This is a genomic window from Klebsiella variicola (assembly GCF_000828055.2).
Classification (GTDB): Bacteria; Pseudomonadota; Gammaproteobacteria; order Enterobacterales; family Enterobacteriaceae; genus Klebsiella; species Klebsiella variicola.
This window is the reverse complement of record NZ_CP010523.2, coordinates 123,261-135,954: the sequence shown is the minus strand read 5'-3', so window position 1 is coordinate 135,954 and position 12,694 is coordinate 123,261. Positions and strand designations below refer to the sequence as shown.

Here is a 12,694-nt window from a genome sequence, read left to right as displayed (position 1 = left end):
GTCAGACCGAAATTTCGGACCAGCTATCCGTCGGCGGTAGCTGTGCTTTACCGCCCGGTGTCGACTGCGACACCACCTGCATACTGGCGCTGAGCCAGAGGAATAGCTCGCGGAACTGCAATCCCTTCAGCTGCTTCACGCCGTTAATGCCGCTACGGCTGAACTGCCCCATCGACTCAGTTGCTTCGTGTCCTACGCTAATCGGAAACACAGCGACTTTATTTGCCGCCTGCGCATCACGGCACGCCTGCGCTGCCGCCTGCCAGTTGTCGGTGGGCTCGCCATCCGACATTAAAAACAGCCATGGCCGGGTATAGGGGACGCCAGCCGCTTTCAGGCGCTGTTTTTCCGCTTCAATTTCGCCCAGCGCCAGGCTAACGGCCTGCCCGGTGGGCGTCAGGCCACTGGCCTCAAGCTCGGGGGCAATGAAGTCCATCGCATCACACCAGTCGCCATACAGCTCGCATTCATCATAGCCGCCGTATTTGATCACCAGCAGGCGAACGCGCTTAGCGGCGATGACATCCTGCTTAAGTTCCTCTTCCAGCAGCTTTAATCCCTGATTCAGCTGGGCGATTGGCTGGCCCTGCATGCTGCCTGAGCAATCGAGGACCAAAATTAACGGTGTGCGCTGTTCGCTGTTATCGATAAATGAAACATCTGGAATAAAAGAGGCCATAACAATCCCTGTCGCTGGTTTTCTGTACCGGAAGAATAGACAGACTATACAAGCAAGACAAGAAAAACCTTTATATTCATTATGTTAATTGATTTGTAGTAAATAATTAAAAGAGGGATATATGATAAGTTTTGAAGGTGTTTTGCCTGAATAATGGCAATAAAAAACCCCGCCGGGGCGGGGTTTTCATTACAAGAAAGCGAAAATTATTTGATTTTAGCTTCTTTGTAGATAACGTGCTGACGTACAACCGGATCGTACTTTTTCAGTTCCATTTTTTCCGGTTTGGTACGCTTGTTCTTCGTGGTGGTGTAGAAGTGACCAGTACCAGCGGAAGAAACCAGCTTGATTTTCTCACGAATACCTTTAGCCATGATTTATTTCCTCTAAGTACTTAGTACTTTTCGCCACGGGCACGCAGTTCAGACAGAACTGTATCGATGCCTTTCTTATCGATTACACGCATACCTTTAGCAGATACGCGCAGGGTGACAAAACGCTTCTCGCTCTCAACCCAGAAACGGTGAGAGTGCAGGTTCGGCAGGAAACGGCGTTTAGTCGCGTTCAGTGCGTGGGAACGGTTGTTACCGGTCACCGGACGCTTGCCAGTAACTTGGCAGACTCGGGACATGTCTATTCTCCAAAAATCAAATTAGCTCGAGCTTCGTATGGGGTATTGGCGCCTCGTCAGGCTTTACAGCCTGGTCATCGCAGTTCAATGTGAACTCTCGACTGCCAGGCCCAAATGCCAAACCCGAGATTCTCAAAGGTGGCGTAGTATACGCTGACTCGGCGATGTGCTCAAGTCCCGAACAGACAAAGATCCCGAAGGATCGCCAGTTCGGGGCTAAATCCAGCCACGCTCGGCAAAAGATACATACGCACCGCGGCCGATAACCAGATGGTCAAGCACGCGTATCTCCATGAATCGACAACATTTTACCACCCTTTCGGTAATCAGCCTGTCTGCCTGGCTCGGCTCCGGACTACCGGAGGGATGATTATGCGCAAGGATCACGGCGGCAGCGTTCACTTTGATGGCTTCGCGTACAATTTCTCGCGGATGCACCTCAACGTGGCTAAGAGTACCAGAAAAAAGGCGACTATGTTTCAACACCCGGTTCTGATTATCTAAAAAGATCACCATAAAGATCTCGCGCTCTTCTTCCGTAAGCTGGCTTTGTAAAAATTCCCGCGTCGTCGAGGGACTGACCAGCGCAGCCTCCTCGACCAGCTGTGAGCTAAAATAGCGTCGCGCCAGCTCGGCAATACCCTTCAGTTGCGCATATTTCGCCAGCCCCAGTCCATCCACGGCAATCAGCTGCGCTTTATCCGCGGAAAGCAGAGCGTAGAGCGAGCCAAAACGCTGCAGTAACGCCTGCGCATAGCCGAGCACATCCTGACGACGCGTGCCGACGCGCAGAAACAGCGCCAGCAGCTCAACATCCGTTAGCGCTTCGATGCCGTACTGCAACATCTTTTCTCGTGGCATCAGATTTTCCGTTTCGTCCATGCGCCCTCCTGGGTGAATTTGCCTATCCTGGCACAGCCTGACGGCGCTGCCGACCCACTGCTTTTCACCCTGCGTAGCCGCTCGCAAAGTGAATGCCCACCAGAGGCACGACGACGACAGGATTGTGATAAGATGCGCGGATTCTGGTCTACGGCAACAGGAAGACATCATGATGACTCTGGCGGGTAAAAAAATCGTCCTGGGCGTCAGCGGCGGTATCGCGGCGTATAAAACCCCGGAACTGGTGCGCCGACTGCGCGAACGCGGCGCGGAGGTGCGTGTCGCGATGACGGAGGCGGCAAAAGCGTTCATCACCCCACTCAGCCTGCAGGCGGTATCCGGCTATCCGGTTTCCGACAGCCTGCTCGATCCGGCGGCGGAAGCGGCTATGGGCCATATTGAGCTCGGGAAATGGGCCGACCTGGTGATCCTCGCCCCGGCAACCGCTGATTTAATCGCCCGCGTGGCGGCCGGCATGGCCAACGACCTGGTGTCGACGATCTGTCTTGCCACCCCTTCCCCGGTTGCCGTGGTGCCCGCCATGAACCAGCAGATGTATCGCGCGCAGGCCACCCAGCAGAATCTGCGGACGCTGGCTTCCCGCGGCCTGCTGCTGTGGGGACCGGACAGCGGCAGCCAGGCCTGCGGCGACGTCGGCCCGGGGAGAATGCTCGATCCGTTAACCATCGTGGAGATGGCCGCGCAGCATTTCGCCTCCCCTGTCAAAGATTTGCAACATCTCAACCTCATGATTACCGCGGGCCCGACCCGTGAGCCGTTGGATCCGGTGCGTTACATCAGCAACCACAGCTCAGGCAAAATGGGCTTCGCGATTGCCGCCGCCGCCGCGCAGCGGGGCGCGAACGTGACCCTGGTCAGCGGCCCGGTATCACTACCGACACCGCCGTTTGTGCAGCGCATTGATGTCACTACCGCACTGGAAATGGAAGCCGCCGTCCAGGCCGGCGCTCAGCAGCAGCATATTTTTATTGGCTGCGCCGCAGTGGCGGATTACCGCGCCGCCGTCATCGCCGAAGATAAAATTAAAAAACAAGGTGATGAATTAACAATAAAAATGATTAAAAACCCGGATATCGTGGCCGGGGTTGCGGCGCTAAAAGCCCATCGCCCTTACGTCGTTGGGTTTGCCGCCGAAACGAATAATGTGGAAGAATATGCGCGGCAAAAACGTGCCCGCAAAAACCTCGACCTGATTTGCGCTAACGATGTTTCTCAGCCTGATCAGGGCTTTAATAGCGATAACAACGCATTACACCTTTTCTGGCAGGATGGGGAAAAGCGCTTACCACTTGAGCGCAAGGAACTCCTGGGCCAATTATTACTCGACGAGATCGTGACCCGTTATGATGAAAAAAATCGACGTTAAGATTCTGGACCCGCGTGTCGGCCAGCAATTTCCGCTGCCGACCTATGCCACCTCCGGCTCCGCCGGACTTGACCTGCGAGCCTGTCTCGACGACGCCGTAGAGCTGGCGCCGGGTGCAACCACGCTGTTGCCGACGGGCCTTGCGATTCATATCGCCGATCCCTCTCTGGCGGCGGTAATTCTGCCACGCTCCGGCCTGGGCCATAAGCATGGCGTAGTACTGGGCAATCTGGTGGGCCTCATCGACTCCGATTACCAGGGGCAACTGATGGTGTCCGTCTGGAACCGCGGTCAGCAGAGCTTTATTATCGAGCCGGGCGAACGTATCGCGCAGATGGTCTTTGTGCCGGTCGTGCAGGCGGAATTTAACCTGGTGGAAGAGTTTGACGCCACCGACCGCGGCGAAGGCGGCTTCGGTCACTCAGGGCGTAAATAAGCCCAGCAACACGGAACCTGCATCCCAACGCGCATAACGCAATAACATCACCGCAAACTCCGGTTTGCGGTCGCGTTGTGGATGTCTGCCTGACAAGTGCTTATTTTCAGGGGTATTTTAAAACATGGCAGAAAAGCAAACTGCGAAACGGAATCGTCGCGAAGAAATACTTCAATCTCTGGCGCTCATGCTGGAATCCAGCGATGGTAGTCAACGTATTACCACCGCGAAACTGGCGGCTTCCGTCGGCGTCTCCGAAGCCGCGCTGTATCGCCATTTTCCCAGCAAAACCCGCATGTTTGACAGCCTGATCGAGTTCATTGAAGACAGTCTGATTACGCGCATCAATTTGATTTTGAAAGATGAAAAGGACACGACCGCGCGCCTGCGCCTGATCGTTCTGTTGATTCTTGGGTTTGGCGAGCGTAATCCTGGGCTGACGCGTATCCTCACCGGGCACGCGCTAATGTTCGAACAGGACCGGCTACAGGGCCGCATCAACCAGCTTTTTGAGCGCATCGAAGTGCAGCTGCGTCAGGTGATGCGCGAGAAAAAAATGCGTGAAGGCGAAGGCTACACCCTCGACGAAACCCTGCTGGCCAGCCAGCTGCTGGCCTTCTGCGAGGGTATGCTGTCGCGCTTTGTGCGCAGCGAGTTCAAATATCGTCCGACGGATGATTTCGAAGCCCGCTGGCCGCTGGTCGCCGCACAGCTGCAGTAAATCCTCACATGCAGCCGCCAGGCTGCATGATTCTCCTCGCAATCTGCGTAAGTTTGTTGCAAATCCCAGGGCCATTGGTTGAATAGCCCAATGCGCGTTTCCGCTTTCCTTTCCTACTATCCAGCTTGCTGATCGTTTCACCCTCCCCCAACACCACCCGACAAGGAGAGATTTGATGGCGACGTCACGGCGGGATTTATTGAAGATAGGCGGGTTGGCAACCGCATCGCTACTAGTCAGTCAAAAAAGCTTCGCAGCATGGGCCCCTTCTGAACGCTATCCTGACCCACGCATCGTGGCCGTCGATGACAGCTTTCGTCGCTATATGCTTGCCAGCGCAAAGGTTGAACGCATCGCCAGCGGCTTCCGTTGGGCGGAAGGCCCGGTCTGGTTCGGCGACATGCGAATGCTGCTGTGGAGCGACATTCCGAATAACGCCATCATGCGCTGGGATGAAATCAGTGGAGAAACCAGCGTCTTTCGCTACCCGGCCAATTATAGCAATGGCCACGCCCGCGACAGACAGGGGCGCTTAATCAGTTGCGAGCACGACACCCGCCGCATTACGCGTACCGAATACGATGGATCTGTCACCGTACTGGCCGATAGCTACCAAGATAAGCGCCTCAATTCCCCAAACGATATCGTTGTGAAGTCAGACGGTACCATCTGGTTTACCGACCCGCCATTTGGCATCAGCGGCTTTTACGAAGGCCACAAAGCAACGCCAGAATTGCCGCAAAACGTCTATTGCCTGGAGCCGGAAAGCCGCAAACTAAGCGTGGTATTGGGCGACATAAAAGGGCCAAATGGTTTGTGTTTCTCGCCGGACGAAAAGACCCTGTACGTGGTGGAAAGCCGGGCGACACCGAACCGCTTAATTCTGGCGTGGGACGTGGAAGGCAATACGCTGAAAAATAAACGGGTGTATCTCGACTGTGGCAACGGTACCGCCGATGGGATCGCCTGCGACACAGACGGCAATCTGTGGTGCGGATGGGGAAGCGGAAACGAAGAACTCGACGGCGTGCGGATCTTTAACCCTCAGGGTAAGCATATCGGCACCATTCAACTGCCGGAGCGCTGCGCGAACTTGTGTTTTGGCGGCGAACAGCGCAATCGGCTGTTTATGGCGTCCAGTACGTCAATCTATTCGCTGTACGTCAATGCGCAGGGCGCTAAGCTGGTATAGAGGAAATATCCGGCAGCCGAGGCTGCCGGATGCATCATCAGATGCCGTAGGCTTCACGATAGGCACGAACTGACGCCAGATATTCCGCCATCTCGGGTTTCTCTTCCAGATAAGCAATCAGCTCTTTCAGAGTGATGATTGAGATAACCTGGCAGCCGTAATCCCGCTCCACTTCCTGAATAGCTGAAATCTCGCCGCGGCCGCGCTCCTGACGATCCAGGGAGATCAGTACGCCCGCCAGCTGGGCGCCCTGGGCCTGGATAATCTCCATGGATTCGCGGATCGCCGTACCGGCGGTGATCACGTCATCCACCAGCATCACACGCCCCTGCAGCGGGCTACCGACCAGGTTGCCGCCTTCGCCGTGGGTTTTTGCCTCTTTGCGGTTAAAGCAGTAAGGCAGATCGCGGTCATGATGCTCGGCTAACGCCACCGCGGTGGTGGTGGCGATCGGAATACCTTTATAGGCCGGGCCAAACAGCAGGTCGAACTCAATCCCGGAATCCACCAGCGCCTCGGCATAAAAACGGCCCAGCAGTGCCAGATCGCGCCCGGTGTTAAACAGGCCGGCGTTGAAGAAATAGGGGCTCTTGCGCCCGGATTTCAGCGTGAACTCGCCAAACTTAAGAACCTGCTTGCTAAGCGCAAACTCAATAAACTGGCGCTGATACGGCTTCATGGATTCGCTCCTTTTGGTACTTTCATCATTGTCAGACTACGCGCTCATCCTTCGCAGTTGTAATGAAGGATGAAGCGCAAAATAAAGGCGACTTCTCAGTCGCCTTAATCATTAATTTTCTAACGCCGCCTTCTGCGTCGTGATAATGGATTCAATCCCCCCTCGGGCTAACGCCAGGAGAGTGAGGAGCTCTTCATGGGTGAACGGCTCGCCTTCTGCCGTCCCCTGCACCTCAATAATGCGGCCATCTTCGGTCATCACCACGTTCATGTCGGTTTCCGCTGCGGAATCTTCGATGTACTCCAGATCGCAAATGGCTTCGCCGTTAACGATACCAACGGACACCGCGGCAACCATCCCCTTCATTGGGTTGGTTTTCAGCTTGCCGGCTGCCACCAGTTTGTTCAGCGCATCGGCCAGCGCCACGCAGGCCCCGGTAATCGACGCCGTACGGGTGCCGCCATCGGCCTGCAGCACATCGCAGTCGAGTGTGATGGTGAATTCACCCAGCGCTTTCAGGTCAACCGCCGCGCGCAGCGCGCGAGCGATCAGACGCTGAATTTCCATCGTCCGGCCGCCCTGCTTGCCTTTTGCTGCTTCACGCGCGTTACGCGTGTGCGTTGAGCGCGGCAGCATGCCATATTCAGCGGTGATCCAGCCCTGCCCCTGTCCTTTCAGGAAACGCGGAACGCCTTCGTCAATGGAAGCGGTGCACAACACTTTGGTATCACCGAATTCGACCAGCACGGAGCCTTCAGCGTGTTTTGTGTAATTACGGGTCAGGGTGACGGGACGCACCTGATTAGCGCTACGGCCTGCTGGACGCATGATAGAAATCTCCGGCTTGAAACGAATGTGGGGCGCATTATACGAATTTCATGGCGAAAAGCCTATGCCAACACGTGCCGGGCACGCACATAATGTCAGTCCAGTGTTTTACGATAAGATTTCAACCCCACGCCAATCACTATCACCGCCAGGCCGATCAGTGGCAAAAGGTCGGGTAATAATGCCATCGCAGAATAGCCTTTCAGCATGATGCCCTTAACCAGTCGGATGAAATAGGTCAGCGGTAAACAGGAGCCAATGGCTTTCGCCCAGTCAGGCATACTAATAAAGGGGCTGATAAAGCCGGAAAGCATAATGGAAGGAATAAAGTAAAATGACGACATTTGCAGCGCCTGCAGTTGGTTTTGTGCCAGGCCAGAAATACCAATGCCAATTGACAGGCAGAGGAAAACATATATTAACAGCACAAAAAAAAGCAGAAAAACGCTACCATGAAGGGGAATATTGAACAATAGCACAGCGGCAATCAGAATTAACGTCGCCTGGAACAAACCGATGACAACAAAAGGCGTTATCTTCCCGACAATGACCTCAAACCCGGTCAAAGGAGAGACCAGTAAATTTTCTAACGCCCCGTTTTCTCGCTCACGGGTAATAGACAGGGCGGTCATCAGGATCAAGGTGGTACTGAGTATCGATCCCATAATACCTGGAATAGTATTAAACTGGGTAATCCCCTCAGGGTTAAACATCCGATGGATAATAAGCTCGAAATCATCCTCTTTTTGCGAGACACGCATGTCGCCCGGCAAATCGTGTTGAAACATCGATTTCGCCACCTGTACAAGGGCACTTAGCGCATTCCCCGTGGTTATCGGATCGATGGCATCCCCCTGAATTAACAGCTGAGGCTTTTCTCCACGCAGCATCTTGCGCGTAAACCCCTCAGGAATTGTCACGATAAAAGTGACATCTCCCCGAACGAAAGCTTTCTGCGCCGCCTCTTCTGAATCGACAGGAATCATTGAAAAATACCCTGTATTTTGCGCTTCCGTCACAAAAATATGACTCATGCGTTCGGTATCGTAATTTAATAACGCGGTAGGAAGATTATGGGGATCCATATTGATCGCATAGCCAAGAATGATCAGCTGAAAAATAGGTGTCAGGAGCACCATACTAATGCTGACTTTATCACGACGTAATTCGTGGATTTCCTTAATAACCACGCCGATCCAACGGGTAAAGGAGAAGCTTAAATTAATTTTTTTCACAATCGTTTTTCATCAAGTAGGTAAATGCATCTTCCAGATTGGTAGCCACCTGACAGAACTCATAGCCCTGTTGTGTAAATGCAAAAAGCGTGGACTTTAATTTGGCTTCATCTCTGGAAGTAATATAAAGCTGATTGCCAAAAATGACCGTTTGCTCAATATCCGGCAAGCGTTGTAGCTGGTTTTCAAGCAGCGTCAGACCGGTGCCACTGGTTCGCATGGTGATCAGATTCTGGGACGCGATAATCGACGAAATAGTGCCATTCGCCAACAGACGGCCATAAGACAGATAGGCAACCTTATGGCAGCGCTCGGCCTCATCCATATAATGCGTGCTCACCAGGATTGAGATCCCTCTGTCCGATAACTGATGCAGCATTTGCCAGAACTCTCGCCGCGCTTTCGGATCCACGCCGGCGGTTGGTTCATCGAGAAACAACAAAACGGGTTCATGCAACATGCAAGCGGCGAGGGCCATTCTTTGCTTCCAGCCGCCAGAAAGCTCCCTGGCCTGCTGATGCTGTCGGGTAGTGAGGCCTAACTCTGAAAGCGCGCGTTCAACCCGGGCTTTACGTTGGTCGAGGCTATACAACCGCGCGATAAAAAGTAAGTTTTCCCGGATGGTTAAATTTCCCCACATTGAGAAATACTGGGTCATATAACCTATCTTTTTTTTTATTTTTTCCCGCTGCGTAAAGATGTCCATGCCCAGACAAGAGCCTTCACCTGAATCCGGGGTAATCAAACCACACATCATCCGAATCGATGTTGTTTTCCCGCTACCGTTCGGCCCAAGAAAACCATAAATTTCGCCTTTGGCCACCTGCAAAGAGAAATCCTTTACGACGTGATGCTCACCAAAATACTTATTGAGATTTTTTACATCAATACAAAGATTATTCATTACCAATAACCTCCACATCAAACGGCTGGCCGATTTTCATCCGCTCAGCCTGCTTCCGGGCAGGAACAGCCTCAGCCATAAAAATGAGTTTCTCCCGGCGTTTCGTACTATAAATAACCGGAGGCGTAAATTCCGCTTCAGGACTGATGTAGTTAATCACGCCAGCAATGGGCTCAGCGCAACCATCGCATATCAGTTTTACCTTAGTTCCGATTTTAAATTTACCAAGCATCGCCTCGGGTATAAAAAAGCGTACTTTTATATTCTCAGGAGGTAACAGACTAATTATTGGTCTGCCGGCAGTGGGCCGTTCCCCGGCACGATAAATAATATCGAAGACTTTAGCATTGACCGGAGAAACAATCGTCGTTTGCTGGACATCCCAAAGCGCCTTATCACGTTCGAGTTTTGCCGCGGCCACCATCGAGAGCTGTTTGCTAATCTCATCCTGACGGGCAGGCAGTTGCCGCGCTTTGAGTTGATTAATTAACTCTTCAACCTGCGCGCCTTTTTGCGTTAACTCATCCCGGATATCCTCCCATTCTGCGAGTGAGATGGCGCGACTGGCGTAAAGATTACGATACCGCTCAAGCTGACGCTTTACCTGGGATTCCGCCGATCGCGCTTTTTTAATCTGGGCACGAATAATATCCAGCTCTTCAGGCCGTTCTCCCGACTCCAGATTTCGCAATAATGCGCTCTCTGCAGAAAGTTTTTCCTCAGCTCGCAGGAAAATATTTTGCGCATCAAAGGACTCAATTTTCACTAACTCTTGTCCAGGCGTGACATTATCTCCTTTCTTAATGAATAGCTGTTCAATTTTTGCAGTGGAAGAATAAGAAAGATAGACAAATTCGCCATGTGAATAACCAGATAACCTGTTCTCCGGTTTGTTATCACACCCCGTTATCATCAGCATCGCTATCACAACAATAAATATATTTACTGGTTTTTGCATTAAAACGCATCCGTACGCATAGAGTTTTTCATTACTGATGTCTGGATTGAATTATTCTCATTCCAAACCCTAACGTTATCGTCAGTTTAATCCTTTAAATAATGCTTAAAGTATATTTCATTCAATTTATCGAGAGCACTCAGGTTTAAACCAGCGATCGAGTGAAAAGCATCATCTTTTGTGAATGCAAGAATCGACGACCCGCCTGGAGAAAACCATTTAGCGCTCTGTTTAAAAGGCCATGGTAGTTCATAACCTTTTTCTCTCAGTAAATCGTTAAGCACACGCCAGTCGTCTCTAAAATCATTTCCGGAAAATGGGCTATCACTTTGTGCACCTTCTGCAGTGAATAATTGAATTGGCGTACAAAAGTTAACCGAACTGGGAAAGTACATATTATAAAAGCTTACAATGAGTTTCTGTACCTCTTCAGGAAAAGAGCCGGGAATCGTCAACACACCTAACAAATATTTATAGTCTGGATATCTTTTTATAAAATCAAATATCCCGCGCCATAAATAATCAAGAACATTACTTTTTTGATAAGGCTTCTGGATAAATCCACGGCCGATTTCCACACACTGGCTTAAACAGGAATAGGCATTATTATGGTACTTGAACAGGCTGTTGCTATAGAGGCCTGTTATTCCATGTTGCGCTAACTGCTCACCAACGGGTATTAGACGATAGGCACCCAGTATTTCTTCATCAGAAGGATCCCATAAAATGACATGGTAATAGGTTTCATCAAAAACATCATTATCTCTGTCTTTACCGGATCCGGCGCCAATATCGCGATAACAGCGCTCGCGTAAGCGCCCTAGCTCATCAATAATGGGTGAGTCTCCGAGGGTATTGCAGCGAAATATCAATAATTTTCTACCATCATCAAATTGTCTTAATACTTCGCACTCTTCTATTGCGTTTATTAAACTCTCTCGACTACCTGTTAATTGTTGCGGAGAAACCGTATCTACCAGCGCCGGGCCATTCTCTCCGATGCTCTGGAGATGCATCAAGCATACACTTGACGCGGCAGACAGATCTTTATTAAATCGATTAAACGAGGATAAGGCTATTTGCTGCCCTACTTTGATTTTCATGGTCTTACCACGATGGCGTAGCGCTTCACGAATAATCATTATATTTGACAGTTGCCGCCAGACCGTCGCAGCTAAATAATAAGTTTTGCTGTTTGATCCCGTAATATGAACAGGTACCAGCGCCGCGTTGTTTCTCATCGCCAGCTGTAAAAAACCGGGATTCCATTGATGTTCCTGTAAACCTGAAAGAGACCAGCTAGCCAACTTACCTGCAGGACAAATAATCAACACACCACCGTTCTTCAGGTGATCGTTCATTTCCCTGAATTTCTTATGGCTCATCTTACCAGCCATATTCTCAATACCAATGGTAAGTTCTGCCACCTGTGGGAATATCATTGGCAAAATATGGTTAGCCACTATTTTTATATCTTTCCTGACCTGAGCGATAGTATGTATTAAAGCAATACCATCCATTACCGTCGGATGATTTGAAATAACAACTGTAGCACCCTGTCGGGGTATATTATTAAAGTCAGAGCATTCCGTTTCACATCGGACGTTAAAAAAATCAACGACCGAACTAACCCAATGCACACCATTTTTATCAATTAACCGTTCGTCGTTTATTAAACGAGAGAATATCTTATTGCCAAATGCGGCTCTGAAAACCCATTTTTTCCAGTGTGGAATATTGGTATCCGGGAAAAACTCTCTAATGACTCTGTCAAAGATAGCGTTCATATTAAAATCCTTTTTATAGAACTAATCTAAAACGACTATACTCGTGATCCTTCTGTCGGACAATACCGCCCAAAATGAAAACCCACTAATACAAAATTAATGAATATAGTTGAAGTGATAATATTCATGAAGACAATATAAACAATAGCAGGTTTAATATATTCGCCGTAATAAATTCAAAAAAAGCATACATAATACTTAAAGATAATAGACCATAGTATTTCCAGTGGTTATATTTGGCACGAAAGCATCACTCTGATCAGATTTTCCGCCAAGAAACTAGCTCGTATAGCATCATCTGTATTTGATGCTCACGCCAAATAACATAAAACCATTAACTACAGCAAAAAGTAATATCTCCCCGCGGTCAACAAA

General features: G+C 50.6%; 14 protein-coding genes. 4 read left to right on the top strand and 10 right to left on the bottom strand.

What is annotated here, in order from left to right:
* Nucleotide 1 precedes the first annotated feature (1 nt).
* The 4 genes from SP68_RS00630 to radC all read right to left on the bottom strand — a co-directional run bounded on the left by SP68_RS00630 (nt 2) and on the right by radC (nt 2,192).
* Nucleotides 2–679 (bottom strand): vWA domain-containing protein, encoded by a 678-nt coding sequence (locus tag SP68_RS00630; protein WP_032740337.1) that lies wholly within the window; start codon nt 677–679, stop codon nt 2–4.
* Nucleotides 680–885: 206 nt separating this feature from the next.
* Nucleotides 886–1,053 (bottom strand): 50S ribosomal protein L33, encoded by a 168-nt coding sequence (gene rpmG / locus SP68_RS00625; protein ID WP_002922510.1) that lies wholly within the window; start codon nt 1,051–1,053, stop codon nt 886–888.
* 20 nt (nt 1,054–1,073) lie between these two features.
* The gene (gene rpmB, locus SP68_RS00620; protein ID WP_002436699.1) at nt 1,074–1,310 is read right to left on the bottom strand and encodes a 50S ribosomal protein L28; all 237 of its coding nucleotides are present in this window, start codon (nt 1,308–1,310) and stop codon (nt 1,074–1,076) included.
* Between the two features lie 216 nt (nt 1,311–1,526).
* Nucleotides 1,527–2,192: a RadC family protein gene (gene radC / locus SP68_RS00615; RefSeq protein ID WP_008806834.1), complete on the bottom strand. Its 666-nt coding sequence runs from the start codon at nt 2,190–2,192 to the stop codon at nt 1,527–1,529.
* Nucleotides 2,193–2,364: 172 nt separating this feature from the next.
* On the opposite strand from radC, the gene coaBC reads away from it, so the two are divergent.
* The 4 genes from coaBC to SP68_RS00595 all read left to right on the top strand — a co-directional run bounded on the left by coaBC (nt 2,365) and on the right by SP68_RS00595 (nt 5,928).
* Nucleotides 2,365–3,579: a bifunctional phosphopantothenoylcysteine decarboxylase/phosphopantothenate--cysteine ligase CoaBC gene (gene coaBC / locus SP68_RS00610; protein ID WP_032740382.1), complete on the top strand. Its 1,215-nt coding sequence runs from the start codon at nt 2,365–2,367 to the stop codon at nt 3,577–3,579.
* A complete protein-coding gene (gene dut / locus SP68_RS00605; RefSeq protein ID WP_012540306.1) occupies nt 3,557–4,015 on the top strand; it encodes a dUTP diphosphatase in 459 nt (152 codons plus the stop codon). Before coaBC ends, dut begins: the two co-directional genes overlap by 23 nt.
* 124 nt (nt 4,016–4,139) lie before the next feature.
* Nucleotides 4,140–4,736, top strand: a complete 597-nt coding sequence (gene slmA, locus SP68_RS00600; RefSeq protein ID WP_008806831.1) for a nucleoid occlusion factor SlmA — start codon at nt 4,140–4,142, stop codon at nt 4,734–4,736.
* Between the two features lie 175 nt (nt 4,737–4,911).
* A complete protein-coding gene (locus SP68_RS00595) occupies nt 4,912–5,928 on the top strand; it encodes an SMP-30/gluconolactonase/LRE family protein (RefSeq protein WP_040969240.1) in 1,017 nt (338 codons plus the stop codon).
* 37 nt (nt 5,929–5,965) lie between these two features.
* On the opposite strand, the gene pyrE is transcribed toward SP68_RS00595, so the two are convergent.
* The 6 genes from pyrE to SP68_RS00565 form a co-directional block, all read right to left on the bottom strand.
* Nucleotides 5,966–6,607, bottom strand: a complete 642-nt coding sequence (pyrE, locus tag SP68_RS00590) for an orotate phosphoribosyltransferase (protein WP_008806829.1) — start codon at nt 6,605–6,607, stop codon at nt 5,966–5,968.
* A 111-nt stretch (nt 6,608–6,718) separates the two neighbouring features.
* Nucleotides 6,719–7,435 carry a ribonuclease PH gene (gene rph, locus SP68_RS00585; RefSeq protein ID WP_002922602.1) on the bottom strand — a complete coding sequence of 239 codons (717 nt, stop codon included), beginning with the start codon at nt 7,433–7,435 and terminating at the stop codon, nt 6,719–6,721.
* Nucleotides 7,436–7,530: 95 nt separating this feature from the next.
* Complete coding sequence (locus SP68_RS00580; RefSeq protein ID WP_023340831.1) at nt 7,531–8,670, bottom strand: ABC transporter permease; 1,140 nt, start codon at nt 8,668–8,670, stop codon at nt 7,531–7,533.
* Nucleotides 8,657–9,574 (bottom strand): ABC transporter ATP-binding protein, encoded by a 918-nt coding sequence (locus SP68_RS00575; RefSeq protein WP_016161962.1) that lies wholly within the window; start codon nt 9,572–9,574, stop codon nt 8,657–8,659. The genes SP68_RS00580 and SP68_RS00575 overlap by 14 nt, the downstream gene beginning before the upstream one ends.
* Nucleotides 9,567–10,532 carry an HlyD family secretion protein gene (locus SP68_RS00570; RefSeq protein WP_012967055.1) on the bottom strand — a complete coding sequence of 322 codons (966 nt, stop codon included), beginning with the start codon at nt 10,530–10,532 and terminating at the stop codon, nt 9,567–9,569. The genes SP68_RS00575 and SP68_RS00570 overlap by 8 nt, the downstream gene beginning before the upstream one ends.
* Nucleotides 10,533–10,618: 86 nt before the next feature.
* The gene (locus SP68_RS00565; protein ID WP_040969248.1) at nt 10,619–12,319 is read right to left on the bottom strand and encodes a lysophospholipid acyltransferase family protein; all 1,701 of its coding nucleotides are present in this window, start codon (nt 12,317–12,319) and stop codon (nt 10,619–10,621) included.
* Nucleotides 12,320–12,694: the final 375 nt, after the last annotated feature.